The sequence below is a fragment of the Paraburkholderia youngii genome, from assembly GCF_013366925.1.
Lineage (GTDB): Bacteria > Pseudomonadota > Gammaproteobacteria > Burkholderiales > Burkholderiaceae > Paraburkholderia > Paraburkholderia youngii.
This window is the reverse complement of the sequence record NZ_JAALDK010000001.1, coordinates 1420049-1433944: the sequence shown is the minus strand read 5'-3', so window position 1 is coordinate 1433944 and position 13896 is coordinate 1420049. Positions and strand designations below refer to the sequence as shown.

18 protein-coding genes are annotated in these 13896 nt (G+C 64.8%); 12 read left to right on the top strand and 6 right to left on the bottom strand.

Annotated features, from left to right (window positions below; all coding sequences use genetic code 11):
* The first annotated feature begins 110 nt into the window (after positions 1 to 110).
* On the top strand, positions 111 to 1088 hold the full coding sequence (locus G5S42_RS06655) for a cupin domain-containing protein (RefSeq protein WP_176106075.1): 978 nt from the start codon (positions 111 to 113) through the stop codon (positions 1086 to 1088).
* 25 nt (positions 1089 to 1113) lie between these two features.
* Here the strand turns inward: G5S42_RS06655 and G5S42_RS06650 are convergent, their stop codons facing one another.
* Positions 1114 to 1686: an FUSC family protein gene (locus tag G5S42_RS06650; protein WP_176106074.1), complete on the bottom strand. Its 573-nt coding sequence runs from the start codon at positions 1684 to 1686 to the stop codon at positions 1114 to 1116.
* Positions 1687 to 1758: 72 nt separating this feature from the next.
* A complete protein-coding gene (locus tag G5S42_RS06645; protein WP_176106073.1) occupies positions 1759 to 3186 on the bottom strand; it encodes an aminotransferase-like domain-containing protein in 1428 nt (475 codons plus the stop codon).
* Between the two features lie 344 nt (positions 3187 to 3530).
* Here G5S42_RS06645 and G5S42_RS06640 point away from each other — a divergent pair, with 344 nt between their 5' ends.
* The 3 genes from G5S42_RS06640 to G5S42_RS06630 all read left to right on the top strand — a co-directional run bounded on the left by G5S42_RS06640 (position 3531) and on the right by G5S42_RS06630 (position 6283).
* Complete coding sequence (locus G5S42_RS06640) at positions 3531 to 4763, top strand: NAD(P)/FAD-dependent oxidoreductase (RefSeq protein ID WP_176106072.1); 1233 nt, start codon at positions 3531 to 3533, stop codon at positions 4761 to 4763.
* Between the two features lie 35 nt (positions 4764 to 4798).
* Entirely contained in the window at positions 4799 to 5947 is a 1149-nt protein-coding gene (locus G5S42_RS06635) for a branched-chain amino acid ABC transporter substrate-binding protein (protein ID WP_176106071.1), read from the top strand.
* 165 nt (positions 5948 to 6112) lie between these two features.
* Positions 6113 to 6283: a hypothetical protein gene (locus G5S42_RS06630; protein WP_246391831.1), complete on the top strand. Its 171-nt coding sequence runs from the start codon at positions 6113 to 6115 to the stop codon at positions 6281 to 6283.
* Positions 6284 to 6321: 38 nt separating this feature from the next.
* On the opposite strand, the gene G5S42_RS06625 is transcribed toward G5S42_RS06630, so the two are convergent.
* Entirely contained in the window at positions 6322 to 6735 is a 414-nt protein-coding gene (locus G5S42_RS06625; RefSeq protein WP_176106070.1) for a DUF3175 domain-containing protein, read from the bottom strand.
* Positions 6736 to 6797: 62 nt separating this feature from the next.
* Positions 6798 to 7304: a PRC-barrel domain-containing protein gene (locus tag G5S42_RS06620; protein WP_176106069.1), complete on the bottom strand. Its 507-nt coding sequence runs from the start codon at positions 7302 to 7304 to the stop codon at positions 6798 to 6800.
* A gap of 325 nt (positions 7305 to 7629) precedes the next feature.
* Between G5S42_RS06620 and G5S42_RS06615 the strand changes: the two genes are divergently transcribed.
* Both G5S42_RS06615 and G5S42_RS06610 read left to right on the top strand, forming a co-directional pair.
* Entirely contained in the window at positions 7630 to 7941 is a 312-nt protein-coding gene (locus tag G5S42_RS06615; protein ID WP_176106068.1) for a hypothetical protein, read from the top strand.
* An 85-nt stretch (positions 7942 to 8026) separates the two neighbouring features.
* Complete coding sequence (locus G5S42_RS06610) at positions 8027 to 8323, top strand: hypothetical protein (RefSeq protein WP_176106067.1); 297 nt, start codon at positions 8027 to 8029, stop codon at positions 8321 to 8323.
* Between the two features lie 27 nt (positions 8324 to 8350).
* Here G5S42_RS06610 and G5S42_RS06605 read toward each other — a convergent pair whose 3' ends face one another.
* On the bottom strand, positions 8351 to 9631 hold the full coding sequence (locus tag G5S42_RS06605; protein WP_176106066.1) for a DNA topoisomerase IB: 1281 nt from the start codon (positions 9629 to 9631) through the stop codon (positions 8351 to 8353).
* 123 nt (positions 9632 to 9754) lie between these two features.
* On the opposite strand from G5S42_RS06605, the gene G5S42_RS06600 reads away from it, so the two are divergent.
* From G5S42_RS06600 to G5S42_RS06575, 6 genes are all read left to right on the top strand, one after another.
* A complete protein-coding gene (locus G5S42_RS06600) occupies positions 9755 to 10099 on the top strand; it encodes a chemotaxis protein (protein ID WP_176106065.1) in 345 nt (114 codons plus the stop codon).
* Positions 10100 to 10249: 150 nt separating this feature from the next.
* Complete coding sequence (locus G5S42_RS06595) at positions 10250 to 10801, top strand: type 1 glutamine amidotransferase domain-containing protein (RefSeq protein ID WP_013091830.1); 552 nt, start codon at positions 10250 to 10252, stop codon at positions 10799 to 10801.
* An 80-nt stretch (positions 10802 to 10881) separates the two neighbouring features.
* Positions 10882 to 11454: a DUF4142 domain-containing protein gene (locus G5S42_RS06590; RefSeq protein WP_176106064.1), complete on the top strand. Its 573-nt coding sequence runs from the start codon at positions 10882 to 10884 to the stop codon at positions 11452 to 11454.
* Entirely contained in the window at positions 11451 to 11795 is a 345-nt protein-coding gene (locus G5S42_RS06585) for a DUF1488 family protein (RefSeq protein ID WP_176106063.1), read from the top strand. Before G5S42_RS06590 ends, G5S42_RS06585 begins: the two co-directional genes overlap by 4 nt.
* A 100-nt stretch (positions 11796 to 11895) precedes the next feature.
* A complete protein-coding gene (locus G5S42_RS06580; protein WP_176106062.1) occupies positions 11896 to 12477 on the top strand; it encodes a glycine zipper 2TM domain-containing protein in 582 nt (193 codons plus the stop codon).
* A 370-nt stretch (positions 12478 to 12847) separates the two neighbouring features.
* Positions 12848 to 13300, top strand: a complete 453-nt coding sequence (locus G5S42_RS06575; RefSeq protein WP_176106061.1) for a PA2169 family four-helix-bundle protein — start codon at positions 12848 to 12850, stop codon at positions 13298 to 13300.
* A gap of 91 nt (positions 13301 to 13391) precedes the next feature.
* On the opposite strand, the gene G5S42_RS06570 is transcribed toward G5S42_RS06575, so the two are convergent.
* Complete coding sequence (locus G5S42_RS06570; RefSeq protein WP_176106060.1) at positions 13392 to 13730, bottom strand: BON domain-containing protein; 339 nt, start codon at positions 13728 to 13730, stop codon at positions 13392 to 13394.
* Positions 13731 to 13896: the final 166 nt, after the last annotated feature.

Here is a 13896-nt window from a genome sequence, read left to right as displayed (position 1 = left end):
GCTCCTTGGTCCGTTGCGCGCCAGCGGTTGCCGGCGTCGTGGAAACAGTATTGCGCCGCGCCGCGATATCCTGAATACTCATTCGACTCAACTTTTAGCGCGCTCGTCTCATGGACACGCTCAGTCGCCTGATCGACCTTGCCCGGCCGCAAGCGAGTCTCGATCTTCGCTGCCTGCTATCAGGCGCATTCGATATCGATCACGCGCCGCTGGAGAGGGGCGTCGCGCCGTTTCATCTGGTGCTCGACGGCAGTTGCGTGATCGAGACCGCCGCCGGCGAGCAGCTCGAATTGAAGGCCGGCGATTTCATGCTGTTTCCGCGTGGCGCCGCGCATCGCGTGCGCGACGTGAAGCGCTCGTCGGGCGGCCTGCCGCTGACGCTCGGGCACGACGGCATGCTGCCGGTGCGGCGCAACGACGGTGAGGAAGCCGCCACATCCGCGCAGACGCCCAACCACACCGCGACTCATGAAGGCGTCGATCTGCTGTGCGGCCGCTTCGTCTATGCGCCCGGTTCGTCGGCGTTGCTGCTCGATGCGCTGCCCGATCCGCTGCGCGTGTCGCTCGGGGACGCGCAGACGCTCGATGCATTGCAAACGCTGATCACTTTGATGCGCGGTGAAGCGGCGCGGCGTCAGCCTGGCGCGCTCACCATCGTGACGGCCTTGAGCCACGCGCTGTTCGCAATGGCACTGCGCGTGCACGGCGAGCGCAATGCGGACAGCGCCGGCATGCTCGCGTTGCTGACGGACGCACGACTCGGCGCATCGGTGCAAGCGATGCTCGACGCACCCGAACGCGCGTGGACGATCTCCGAACTCGGCGAGCGCGCGGCGATGTCGCGCGCGACCTACGCGCGCCGTTTCAACGAGCGCGCGGGCATGACCGTGATGGATTTTCTGACGCAGATCCGCATGGCGATCGCCAGCGACCTGCTGTTGCGCACGCAACGCAGCGCGGCGGACATCGGCGAGGCGGTCGGCTATCAGTCGGAGGCGGCGTTCGGCAAGGCGTTTGCGCAATGCGTCGGCGTGACGCCGGGACGTTACCGGCGTCGCGCGCAAACGGACGATGCTCCGGATGACTGACTAAAGAGTCGAGGCGCGCGTGATTCTATTTGGGCGTTTCGCCCTTGCTGAACGCACGTCTTTCGAGCGACGCCATCAGCCGCGCGACCACGAGCGCGCAGACCGTCCCGAGCGTCACTTCGGCAAGCCGCAGAAAAGCCTTGTCCCACGCGGGGCCGATGCCCGGCGCCAGCAGCATGATCGTCGCGGTGATGCCGCCAAGGCGCGCCGCGCTGCCGACGTTGACGACCCAGCAGATCAGGATCGCGGCCGCGACGGTCGCCGCGTACGCGGCAAAATGGCCGCCGCCCGCGAGTGTGCCGATCAGCCCGCAAATGCCGCCGACCATCGCGCCGATGAACTGGTCGCGCGACAGCTTGCGAGTGTCGATATAGCTGTGCTGGCTCACCGCGATCGCGGTGATCGCGGCCCAGAACGCCTGCTCGGTGTGCAGCGCGCGGCCGATGCCGAACGCGAGACTCGCGCCCGCCACCGCCTGCACGGCCATGAAGCCGCCCTCGATCAAGCGGTCGCCGAGCGGCAGCGTCTTCAGGAACGCGAACAGCGCATCGGCGGCGGGCGTGCGCGAGGAGGGGCTCGAATCGTCGGACGGAGTCATCGGATGAAGGCGGCTCGCAGGGGCAGGGTCGTGCCGTATTCTAGCGGCTCCGCCCGATGCTTCCACCGCAGTCTAGATCGTGCCGAACAGCGCGCGCGGCCGGTCGCGCAGCGTGTGCGCGAGAATTTGCAGGCCGCGCGTCAGCTGCTCGCGCGACTCGGCGCAAGCGAGATTGATGCGCACGCCGTGTTCGACCGTCGAGCGATCCACCGCGAACGCAGAGGCCGGCATCGTGTTGACGCCGCGCGCGAGCGCGTTGGCCGCGAAATCGTCCGAGCGCCACGGCGGCGGCACGCGCAACCACACGAACATGCATGCGGGATCGCTCTTCAGATGCTCGGCGGGCAGTAGTTCGCGCGCGATCTCCTGGCGAGCGCGCAACTCGGCCCGTTGCGCGTCGAGGATCGTCTGCGCGGTGCCGTCCTCGATCCAGCGCGTGGCGATCAGCGTGGACAGCGGCGCGGGCATCCACGCGGTCGTGCGCACCGCTTCCGCGGCCAGCGCCGCGCCATGCGGCGGCGTGTGCAGATAGCCGATGCGCAGGCCCGGTGCGAGGATCTTCGAGGTCGACGTGATGTGGAAGGTCAGCTCCGGGCACAGGCTCGCAATCGTCGGCAAGCGCGCTTGCAGCAGCGGGCCGTACACGTCGTCCTCGATGATCACGATGTGATGCCGGCGCGCGATCTCGGCGAGCGCCGCGCGACGCGCGAGGCTCATCGTCACGACGGTCGGGTTCTGCAGATTCGGCACCGTGAAGATCGCCTTTACGCGCCGATGCCGGCACGCGTCTTCGAGACGGTCGGGCAGCAGCCCTTCGTCGTCGCTCGGAATGCCGACCAGTTCGAACTGAAACACCGGCGCGAGGGCTTTCAGGCCATAGTAGGTCAGCTGATCCGACAGGATCACGCCTTCATGCCCCATCAGGCTGCTCAGCACCGCATACAGGCCATGCTGCGCGCCGCTCGTCACGACCACGCTGTCGGCGCTGGGCGTGAAGCCGGGCGCGGCGAGCCATTGCGCGCCCGCGGCCCGCGCCCATTCGGGGCCCTGCGGCGGCTGATATTCCTGGGTTTGCGGATAGCGGGGATCGTGCGCGATCTGCGCCATCGTCCGCGCGAGCTGTGTGAGGAATTCACCGGTGGCGGGCCGGTTCACGGTCAGGTCCAGCACGGCGTTCGCGTCGGCGTGGCCGCTTGCAGATGTGCTGTCGCTGCGGGCATGCACGGCAGGCATGGCGCCGCCGGTGACGATCGAGCCGCGCCGCTTGCTCGCGACGATCAGCCCCCGCGCCTGCAACTCCTTGTACGCGCGCGACACGGTGGAGACATTCAGGCCCAGCTCCAACGCGAGCTCGCGCTGCGGCGGCAGACGGCTGCCGGGCGGGTAGAGGCCGCTGCGGACTTGTTCCTCGAGGCTGCGCGACACTTCGAGATAAGTCGGCTGACGGCCCTTTGTCTGGAGCACGTCCTCACCGTTTGTGTGGTCAATTGCGCTTTTCATCCAGCGTGAATCTCCATGCAAAATCCCGTTCGAGCGTGCAGGACCCTGCCAATACTAAACCCCTTCGTCGTCGCATCGGCAACTGGAGGTACATCGCACTGCACGATGCCAGCCCGTTTCGCTCGGGGAAAGTACCTAAGTCCACACAAAGCCAAATTAATTGCACACAAAAAAACTTTGTGTGAGTATTAAAGCATGATTTGTGTGGCGTTGTGTCGAAAGACGACGCGCAACTGTGGTACAGGAGGGACGGTCGTGACAGAGCAGCAGAGCACGCTCCTGCCGGTCGATGCATCGGGCGGAAGTTCGGGTCGGGCGGCCAGTGCGGCCGGGCGGCGCACGCGATGAGCGAAGTCGCCGTTCTGGGCGCGGGCTTCATCGGCCTGTCGAGCGCCTACTGGCTGATGCGCGACGGTCACCACGTCACGCTGTTCGACGCGCTCGGTCCGGGCGAGGCCACGTCATACGGCAATGCGGGCACGTTCGCCAACTATGGCTGCATTCCGGTGAACAACCCGGCGGTGTTCCGCAATCTGCCGCGTTTCCTGTTTTCGCCGACGAGTCCGCTGCGGATTCGCTGGCGCTATCTGCCGCAACTGGCGCCTTGGCTTGTGCGCTTTCTATGCGCGTCGATGCCGCGGCGCTACGAGCACAGCGCTCGAGCGCTCGCAAGCCTGCTGTCGCGCGCGTTCGACGGTTACCGCGAGATGCTCGAAAGCGATAACCTGTCGCGCTTCGTGCGGCCGCGCGAATGCCTGTACCTGTATTCGAATGCGGCGTCGTTCGACGCGGCCCAGCCGTCGCTCGCGTTGCGCCGCTCGCTCGGCGTGCGCTTCGAAAACTTCGATCGCGCCGGCATTGCCGCACTCGAACCGAATCTCGCGCCGATCTTTGCGCACGGCACGTTGTTCAACGGCAGCTGGTTCCTCGGCGACCCGCACGGCTTTTTGCAGGCGTTGCACGCGGCGCTGCTCGCTCGTGGCCTCCGGCATGAGCGCGTCGCGGTTCGCACGCTCGTGCCGGGCGCCAACAGCGTGCGCATCGTCGACGACGCAGGTCGCGCATATGATGCCGCGCAGGCGGTCGTCTGTGCCGGCGCATTTTCCGGCCGCTTCGCGCGCCAATGCGGCGACCGCGTACCTCTCGATACCGAGCGCGGCTATCACGTGCGCTTCCCCGGCACGTCGTCGCTGATTTCACGGCCGTGCGGCTGGGCCGAGCGCGGCTTCTACATGGTGCCGATGGACGGCGGCATCCGCGCCGCGGGCACCGTCGAACTGGGCGGCTATGGACCGCAGCGCAATGCCGCGCTGCTCGATCTGATCACGCGCTCCGCGCGGCTCGCGCTGCCGCAATTGCCTCAACCGGATAGCGACTGGCTCGGTTTCCGGCCGAGCCTGCCCGACGGCCTGCCGGTCGTCGGAGCGTCGAGCGCGTCGCCGCGCGTCGTCTACGCATTCGGTCATCAGCATCTGGGCGTCACGCTGGGCGGCGTGACGGGCAGCGTCGTCGCCGATCTGGTGGCGGGGCGCGTGCCGCCGGTCGATCTCGCGCCTTACAGCCCACGTCGTTTTTAACCACCGCAACTGCTGCACGGAAGAGGACGGACATCATGAAACGCAGAAACCTGGTTGTCGCACTCGCCCTTGGGATGTTGTGCGCGCATGCGCCGTCGTACGGCGCCGAGCCGCAAATCGTGAAGATCGGTTTCGTCGGACCGCTGACCGGACCGGTCGCGCGGGTCGGCAAGGATCTGCAGAACGGCGCGCAGCTCGCGGTGGATGAAGCGAACGCGAAGCATCCGATGATCGGCGGCAAACCCGTCAAATATGTGCTCGACGTGCAGGACGATCAGGCCGATCCGCGCATCGCGATCCAGGTCGCGCAGAAGCTCGTCGACGACGGCGTGGTCGGCGTGATCGGCCATTACAACTCGGGCTGCAGCATTCCGGCCTCGGCCGTCTATCACACGGCGAACGTCGCGATGATCACGCCGGGCTCGACGAATCCGGCGCTCACGGCGCAGGGTTTCGCGAACGTGTTTCGCACGATGGGGCACGACGGCGTGGGCGGTGTGATCGCGGGCGAGTTCGCGGTGCAGCAGTTGAAGGCGAAGCGCATCGGCATCATCGACGATCGCACCGCGTTCGGCCAGGGCCTCGCCGATGCGTTCGAGAAGGGCGCAAAGCAGGCGAACGGCAATGTCGTCGATCGCGAATTCACGAACGACAAGGCGGTCGATCTGCGCGCGATCCTGACTTCGTTGAAGCAGAAAAACGTCGACCTGATTTTTTTCGGCGGACTCGACGAGCAAGGCGCGATGCTGGTCAAGCAGATGCGCTCGCTCGGCATGCCCGCGCAACTGTTTGGCGCGGGGGCGCTGAAGAGCAACGCGTTCCTGCAGATTGCCGGCAACGCGGGCGAGGGGACGCGCGATCTCGAGCCCGGTCCTGCGCTCGACAAGCTGCCGTCCGCGCAGGAGTTCGGCAAGCGCTACAAGGCGCGCTTCAATCAGGATGTCGAGCTGTATGCGCCGTTCGCCTACGACGCCGCGCTCGCGATGATTCAGGCAATTCAGAGCGCGGACTCGCTCGATCGCGCGAAGATCGTCGCGGCTTTCCCGAAAGTGAACGTAACGGGCGTGACGGGGAAAATCGCGTTCGATCCGCATGGGGATCTGATCAAGCCGCCTTATACGCTGTTCGAGGTGCAGCAGGGGCAGTGGAAGAGTCAGCGGACCGTGGGCGGCGGTGGGGTGTGAGGTCGATCTGATCGATTGTCTTGACCCACGCAAACAGTTCTGCAGTTTCGACACCTTCAATGACGACTCGCTTGCCCATAAATCGCAGGTGAGATCGAATCACCGATAAGGGGGATCGGCGGCGCGATGGGGATGGTCAATAGCTTCGTGGACGAGGGACCGCCGATGCGTGCGTTACTGGAACGCTTTCGCCGCGCGCCATCGGAAATCGCGAGCGGGCACGCGACGTATATCGGCGCGGTGCTGTCGGCTTTCGACGAAGCGGATAACCCGCCATCGTCTTCGCCGGGTCATGCCGTGCAGAGTGCATTCGGCATTCAGCCTGGCGACGACTGAAGCGTCTGGCCGCGTAATGCCGCCGCGATCCCGGCAGCTCACCGCGGCTCGCGTCCAAACGCTTCGCGCAGCTTGCGCTTGGCCTGTTGCAACGTATCGCGCCGCTCCTTCGGCAGGTTTCGGCCCGCCCGATTGACGTAGAAATTGAGCATCGACATCGCCGATTGAAACGGCGTGCCCTTGCGTCGTCGGCTCACCGTCGACGAGTGCTTCAACGATTGCGCGATGGACTCCGCGCTGCCGGTTTTGAAAATATTCTTCTGGATGTCCATCGCGTCGCTCGTTTCCATCACATGATGCGACCATTTCTTCGCGCCGGATGCGCCGCTCGACTTCGCGGTTTTGGCGCGATGCGCGGCCTGCGCCTGCGCATGGCGCTGGCGCGGTGGCCGTCCCGACTTGCCACGCGACACAGGGCGTTTCGATCTGCTGCTGGTCTTTCGGGTCGCCATTGTGTTTGCTCCTGAAGCGGAATGCCGGACTGGCCACGCATCGGAAATGGTCGGTTCGGCGATCAGAGCTTCACGCCGCCGGCCTCGGGTGCATCCGACGAACCCGGGGGAATTTCACCGACGCCCACGTCGTTGCGGTTCGTATAGACGTCGCCGCCCCAGTACGGTTCGCTGCCGTAGTACTGATGCACGGTGGTGGCCCACGTCTGATCCGCCATCGATGGCCAGTGATCCTTATCGAATCCCGGTGCGTTCTTCACGCGCTCGGCCACCATGTTCAATACGAAGCATTTTTCCTGCGTATCGAGCGTCAGCGCACTCCACGGAATCGCGAGCAGCTTGTCGCCGATGCCGAGAAAACCGCCGCTCGACAGCACTGCATACGCGATGCGGCCCGACCGCACGTCGAGCATGATGTCCTTGATCTTGCCGATGTGCTCGCCGTCGCTGCTGATGACCTTGTTGCCGTCGAGCGTAGCCGCAGCCATTACGTCCGGGCCTGGGCCTTCCGCGGTCGCGGCGCCTTTGCCGACGATGTTCGCGCCTTGCGTCTGGGTCTGCATCACCATGATGGGCTCCTTTGATGGGGTGAATGTACCGAGACATTTAGCAACGGCCGTTCCATCGGGCCGTGCGGCGCAGTTGCTCCCCCGTTACTCGGCAGTTTCTCGATACCAGCCGGCGCCGCATTCTCCCGACGAGGCGCCGCGCGCGTAAAGGATGCGAGCGCGTTTGCAATTATTGCGTCCATGCCGACGCAAGCGCTGCCCGGCGAAGCGCGAAGCGCGCATGCGACGCATGCATCGCGCGGCATAGGCCTTGCTCGACTTTCAGCGATGGCGGCAGGAACTGAAGGATCACAACCGTCCTTTTTACTTCATGGAGAGAAGCCAGATGAGCAAGTATCCGAAGGCATGGCTGGTCGCGGCATGTGTGGCCGCGTCGGGCGCCCTCGCGTCGGGCGCCGCGTTCGCGCAGACGGGCGGCGGCAACGGCAATAGCGGCGCCGGCGGCGGCAATGCGCATGGCGCGGCGACCGCCGCGCCGACGGCGGGCAACGAGCCCGCACCGAATGCGATGGGCAGCACCGGGGGCTCGACTTCGTCGATGAAGCACCATCACAAGAAGTCGAAGGCAACGAAGCCAATGAACGACACGACGAACACGCCCGGCGCCGATGCCAGCAGCGATACAAAGGGACAGTAACGCTGGATCGATGCGCAAGCGGCGATGCACCGTTGCGTTCGTCGTGACGCACGGACGATGCCGCTTCGCATCGGGGGAGAATATCGTGACCAGGAACATTCACTATCAGGCGAACATCTGCGGGGGGGACTTCGCGCACGTTCGCGAGTGCTTCAGCAACTGGAAATCCGAGACGCTCGTGTATCGTCGGCAACAGCCGATGTTCGAAGGCAAGCAGGAAGTGCGGCCGTTGTCGGAGCGCGTGTTCGACAACGGCGAAGTCGCGCATAACACGCTCGCGAGCGTTTGTTCGCCTGGCGACGAGTATGCGCTGGCGGCGGAGATACGGGACGGCGAGCGCGATGTCTGGCTCGTGATGGCGGCATTCGAGGAAGACGTTTGAGCCTTCGCCGATTCATCGCCGAGCCCGTCACTGGGCCGCCGGTTTCGATTCAGATGGAAGTTCCAGCCCAGTGTGCATTTGGGCCGCGGCGCTTTCGTGTTTCGCGGCCGGGGATTTCTTGCGCACCACGCGCGATTTTTTCAGCAGACTCGTCAGCGAACCGTTGATGGTGTCGTCGGCCGGCGACTCCCGCGTCTTGCGTCCTTTCCCACTGGTCGCGCGCGCGAGTTTCGCCGCGCGTTTTTCCGCCTGCGCCAGCAGCACCGCGAAGGCCACTTCATCCACCTTGAGTCCGCGGCGCGCTTGACCTGGCGCGAGGCTCCGCAATTCGTCGGCCTCGAACGCGCTGATGATCGCCGGGTGGATATAACAGCGCCGGCAGACAGCGGGCGTATTGCGCAGCAGGCTCGCCACGTCTTTCACGGTTGCGACGATATGACCGCGCGCTTCGGCTGCGCTGCTGCACATCAAACGGCGCAATGCCGCCAGCGCATATACGCTGCCGGCCCATGTGCGGTAGTCCTTCGCGGTGAAGTCGGCGCCGCTCACGCGGCGCAGGTAGTCATTGATATCGGCCGAGCCGACGCCGTGGCGCGTGCCGTCTTCGTCGAGATACTGGAACAGGTCGTGGCCGGGCAGCTCCGCGCAACGTCGCACGATGCGCTTGACGGTTGGATTGTCCACGGTCACGTCGTGCTCGATGCCGCTCTTACCGCGGAACTGGAGGCGCAATTGACCGGCCTTTATCTTCACGTGCCGCTTGCGCAACGTCGTTAATCCGAATGACTGATTGTCGCGCGCGTATTCGGCGCTGCCGACGCGAATCAGCGTCGTGTCGAGCAACTGCACGATGGCCGCGACGACCTTGTCGAGCGGCATGCCGGTCAGCTTCAGGTCACGCGCGACACGCGCGCGGATTTTCGGCAATGCGCGGCCGAACTCGGCCATCCGTTCGTACTTGTCGGCGTCGCGCGTTTCGCGCCAGCGCGGGTGATAGCGGTACTGCTTACGGCCGCGCGCGTCGCGGCCGGTCGCTTGAAGATGACCTCGCGGATCGGGGCAGATCCACACGTTTTCATAGGCGGGGGGAATCGCGAGCGAGTTGATGCGCTGGATCTCGTTCTCATCGACGATGCGCCTGCCGTTCAGGTCGAAATAGCTGAAGCCGTTCCGCTCGCGCTTGCGCGTGTAGCCGGGTTTCGTGTCGTCGGCGTGGCGCAGGCCCGGCGGCATCGGCTGCGGTGCGGTGTTGTCGGTCGCGCTCGCCGGGTTGCGTGATGCGGTCGTGGAATGAGTCGCGGTAGTCATGGTCGCAAGTAGAAGTTTCAAGCGGCTGAAGCAAGGGGAATGCCATTCACCCTGAACCGGGGCGCTCGAGCGGAACGGTCCTTGCGGAATAAGTCGACGTGACCAACTGGAAAGGGGGCTTTCATGACCAGCACACTTAATCCCGATGAAGAGCCGCAGCGGACTGTCAAGCAAACCTCCGGCACGACGGGCGCGCTGGGTCCCAGCGACTCGTCCGATAGCGGCAGCGACGTGGCGGGCGCGAAGCGTCACGATTTCGACGTCGATACGGAGCTCGACAATCACGCGCTCGAAACCGGCGACGCGGAGCTCGGCAGCGATACCGATCGCTCGGGTACGGGCGAGCGCGCGTCGGCCGACGGCGATTCGACGTTGGAAGCGGATCGCGATATCGACACCGACCACGTCGTCGATCCGCGAGTGCCTCCGGGCGCGGAGCGATCCGGTGAAGAGGAAACCGATGTCTGACCGGGTTGCGTTTCGCGCACGAAGCGGCTCGCGCTGACCGGCGCAAGCGGGCACGCGTCTTGCGGGACAACGTTTTAGTGAAGGCGCCGCGCTATGCACCTGCATAACGAGCAAGCGGGCGAGCGCGGCGCCACTGTAAGGAGAGGACGCATGACTGATGCACTGAATGGCTACAAGGTAGCGGTACTCGCCGTAGACGGCTTCGAGCAAGCGGAACTCGTGGAGCCGAAACGCGCGCTCACCGAGGCGGGCGCGACGGTCCACGTGATTTCGGCGAAGCCGGGCAAGATCCAGGGCTTCAAGCACGTCGACAAGGGCGACACCGTCGATGTCGATGCGACGTTCGACAAAGCCCGTCCCGAAGACTACGACGCGTTGGTGTTGCCGGGCGGCGTCGTGAACGGCGATGCGTTGCGACTGCTGCCGCAGGCGCAGGCTTTCGTCAAAGCGGTCGACAACGCGAAGAAGCCGATCGCGGTGATCTGCCACGGCACCTGGCTGCCGGTATCGGCGGGGATCATCAAGGGGCGCACGGTGACGAGCTGGCCTAGCCTGCAGGACGATATTCGTAACGCGGGCGGCACGTGGGTCGATCAGGAAGTGGTCGAGGACGGCAATCTGATTTCGAGCCGCAAACCCGCCGACCTGCCCGCATTCAACAAGACGCTGATCGGGCAACTGACGAAGCGCAAGGCGGCTTGATCGAATGCGGCGCGCTGGCTTCGACGCCGGCGCATCGTGATTCGACACTGCGCATCGGCGATTCGACAGGGAGAAAGTGCATGAAATTCCGGTATTCCCTACAAGTGTTGACCGCCGCGCTGGCCGCGTTGGGCGCGAGCGCGGCAACGATCGACACGGCCAGCGCGCAGGCGAGCGATGCGCCCGCGAGTGCCGCGCCGGCCGGTAAAACGACGCTGTCGCCCGCGGATCAGCAGTTCGTGCTCGAAGCGTCGAAGTCGGACGCCACCGAAATCGCCGCCAGCAAGATCGCGCTGAAGAACTCGAACGATCCGCAGGTCAAGAAGTTCGCGCAACAGATGATCGCCGACCACACGAAGCTCGCGCATGCGATGGCCGCGCTGGTCGCGAAGAAGGGCTTCAAGCCGACGCCGTCCGCGGATTCCGCGCTGGTCGGCAAACTGCAGACGTTGAAGGGCTCCGGGTTCGATGCGGCCTACGTCGAGCAGGTCGGCGTGGAAGCGCATCAGCGTGCGGTGGATCTGTTCCAGCAGCAAAGCGAAAGCGGCACCGACGCGCAACTGAAGGCCGCGGCCATGCAAGCGCTGCCAACCATCAAGCATCACCTCGAGATGGCGCAGCAACTGGCCGGCAACTTGAAGGGCTCGTCATGAACGCGATCCTGCCACGGCCTGCTTATGAGGACTCTCTGATGCAGATCACTTTCCCCGACGACGACCCGGTCTTCGACGGCGCCAATCTGACCGTGCGGTTTCTTGCGCGCGTCGATGGCGAGCCGGTGGTCTGCTTGATCACCGCCGAGGCTCTGGAAGATCATTTCGGCGCGGAATCCGCGCTCGAACCTGCGTTGATGGCCGCCTTCGACAGAGGCCGTCAGCGCATCCGCTCGGTCTGCGCGGAAGCGCTCGACCAGAACAACGGAGAAGGCGTGGTGTTGCATAGCGGACTGTTCAGAGTGGAAGGCATGGAACCGGATCGCGGCACCGCGGCGTAGGGGTGCCGCGTGTCGCACTGACTGGGCGCGCTGCTCGTGACGCGCGCCACCCCGGCGACGGTATGGTCCGTGAACGCCAATCAACGATAAAGGAGGCGTAATGTCACTCATCGTCGCAGCACGCTTCACGACGTTTCCGGCCGCGGAAGGCGCGGCGCAAAAGCTTTTCGAGGCGGGTTTCGTCGAAGAGGACGTCACGCTGTTTTTCGTCAATCCGCGCGGCCAGCATGCGCGCTTCCCGATCGGCGGCGACACCGATGCCGACCCCGGCGCGCGAGAGGCGCCCAAAGGCGGAGGCCTGGGCGTGACGATCGGTGCGGTCATCGGCGCGGTGATCGGCGTGGCGATTTTCGCGGCGTTTTCCGCACCGCTGCTGGTGTCGCCGATCGCGGCGGGCGTCGGCGCGTATGTCGGCTCGCTGATCGGCGCGATGTTGCGCACCAAGGAGCATGGCAAATCGGACTATCGCGTGCCGTATCACGAGGAGGCCCGCAAATCGGGCGTGCTCGTCGCCGTGCACGTGTCGCCCGACAATCAGCTCGATGCCGCACGCGTGCTGCGTGAAGCGGGCGGCGTGTCGATCGAGAAGGCGACCGGCCGCTGGCAGCAGGGACACTGGGCCGATTTCGATCCGCTGAAGACGCCCGAACCGGTCAAGGAATTCGCGGAGAAGCGCGAGTGATGTAAGCGATGCGGTATGCCAACGGAAAACGGCCCGATGACGATGATCGGGCCGTTTTCGGTTTACCGCGCGATTTCGACGTCGCGTTACACCCACGGTTGCCGCATGTCGTGCGGCGGCTGAAATCGTTCGAGCTGCCTTTCGCTATTCGTCGGCCAGCATGAGGAAGGCGTGATGCCGTCATGCGAGCGGCCGCAACTGCTGTGCCACTCCAGCGAAGATCGAAACGCGGCGCCAAGCGTGTATGCCGGGCACGCGTGATGCGAGCTCTCCCATGCAGCCCGCCGCGCGTCGAACCGATTCATCGCGACGCACATAAAAAGCTCCGCGCGGCGGATTCCGCGATGAACGAAACCCTTGGAGGTATTGAATGGCTACCAACGTTGTTTCCGTATTGAATGACCTGGTCGAAACGTCGAAGGATGGCGAAAAGGGCTTTATGAAGGCAGCCGAGGATGCGCACGACGAAGAGCTGAAGATGCTGTTTCGCTCGACAGCAGACGAGTGCTCGCGCGGCGCGCGTGAGTTGCAGGATGTCGTTCAGACCCTGGGCGGCAAGCCGGAAACCGGCGGCAGCATGACCGGTGCGCTGCATCGCGGCTGGGTCGACGTCAGATCGGCGGTTTCGGATCGCAGCGACCATGCGATTCTCGCCGAGTGCGAAAAGGGCGAGGACGTCGCGAAGAAGCGCTATCACGATGCGCTCGAAAAGGATTTGCCGGCCGATGTGCGTGCGATCGTCGAGCGGCAATACCAGGGCGTACTGCAGAATCATGATCGCGTGCGCGATCTGCGCGACCGGTATGCGGCGATGAAGCGTTGATCGACGCATCGATGCAATAGAAAGAGCCGGCTCCGCAGCCGGCTCTTTTCGTTCCGCTCAGTCGAATCGGCGTGAACCGATCATGCGGATATCAGTCGGCGGCCACCTTCAGATGGTTCTTCACGCTCTCGACACCCTTCACGTTCTGCACGACATCCTCGGCGGCGGTCTTGTCTTCGGCCGATGGCACCGAACCCGTGAGCCACACGACACCCTTGCGGGTCTTCACGTGGATATGCGTCGATTTGACGTTCTTCGCGGCAAGCAGATCGGCCTTGACCTTGGTCGTAATGGTGCCGTCGTCGATATGCTGGCCGACGCTTTCCGACGCCGCGGGCGGAGCCGAAGCGCTGGTCTGGGCGTTCGCGTTCAGCGCGAACGCGACGACAGCGATACTGCCTGCGGTCTTCAGAAGCTGGATCGTCTTCATGGTTTTCTCCTTCAGGTGGTGATGAAAATGGCGGTCTTGTTGCCGGTGGCCGATCGCGGCGCAAGCCGCTGATGACACACGTGGGGTCGTGGCCGCTACGGTACCGTCAGGGGCCCGTTTCTCGACACCGGGCGCCGTACTCGCATCCACGCATGACTGGCGTGTC

Excerpts from the sequence above, each read along its gene's own strand:
- G5S42_RS06655 (WP_176106075.1), top strand. The coding sequence starts at position 111 with ATGGACACGCTCAGTCGCCTGATCGACCTTGCCCGGCCGCAAGCGAGT.
- G5S42_RS06650 (WP_176106074.1), bottom strand. The coding sequence starts at position 1,686 with ATGACTCCGTCCGACGATTCGAGCCCCTCCTCGCGCACGCCCGCCGCC.
- G5S42_RS06645 (WP_176106073.1), bottom strand. The coding sequence starts at position 3,186 with ATGAAAAGCGCAATTGACCACACAAACGGTGAGGACGTGCTCCAGACA.
- G5S42_RS06640 (WP_176106072.1), top strand. The coding sequence starts at position 3,531 with ATGAGCGAAGTCGCCGTTCTGGGCGCGGGCTTCATCGGCCTGTCGAGC.
- G5S42_RS06635 (WP_176106071.1), top strand. The coding sequence starts at position 4,799 with ATGAAACGCAGAAACCTGGTTGTCGCACTCGCCCTTGGGATGTTGTGC.
- G5S42_RS06630 (WP_246391831.1), top strand. The coding sequence starts at position 6,113 with ATGCGTGCGTTACTGGAACGCTTTCGCCGCGCGCCATCGGAAATCGCG.
- G5S42_RS06625 (WP_176106070.1), bottom strand. The coding sequence starts at position 6,735 with ATGGCGACCCGAAAGACCAGCAGCAGATCGAAACGCCCTGTGTCGCGT.
- G5S42_RS06620 (WP_176106069.1), bottom strand. The coding sequence starts at position 7,304 with ATGGTGATGCAGACCCAGACGCAAGGCGCGAACATCGTCGGCAAAGGC.
- G5S42_RS06615 (WP_176106068.1), top strand. The coding sequence starts at position 7,630 with ATGAGCAAGTATCCGAAGGCATGGCTGGTCGCGGCATGTGTGGCCGCG.
- G5S42_RS06605 (WP_176106066.1), bottom strand. The coding sequence starts at position 9,631 with ATGACTACCGCGACTCATTCCACGACCGCATCACGCAACCCGGCGAGC.
- G5S42_RS06600 (WP_176106065.1), top strand. The coding sequence starts at position 9,755 with ATGACCAGCACACTTAATCCCGATGAAGAGCCGCAGCGGACTGTCAAG.
- G5S42_RS06595 (WP_013091830.1), top strand. The coding sequence starts at position 10,250 with ATGACTGATGCACTGAATGGCTACAAGGTAGCGGTACTCGCCGTAGAC.
- G5S42_RS06590 (WP_176106064.1), top strand. The coding sequence starts at position 10,882 with ATGAAATTCCGGTATTCCCTACAAGTGTTGACCGCCGCGCTGGCCGCG.
- G5S42_RS06585 (WP_176106063.1), top strand. The coding sequence starts at position 11,451 with ATGAACGCGATCCTGCCACGGCCTGCTTATGAGGACTCTCTGATGCAG.
- G5S42_RS06580 (WP_176106062.1), top strand. The coding sequence starts at position 11,896 with ATGTCACTCATCGTCGCAGCACGCTTCACGACGTTTCCGGCCGCGGAA.
- G5S42_RS06575 (WP_176106061.1), top strand. The coding sequence starts at position 12,848 with ATGGCTACCAACGTTGTTTCCGTATTGAATGACCTGGTCGAAACGTCG.
- G5S42_RS06570 (WP_176106060.1), bottom strand. The coding sequence starts at position 13,730 with ATGAAGACGATCCAGCTTCTGAAGACCGCAGGCAGTATCGCTGTCGTC.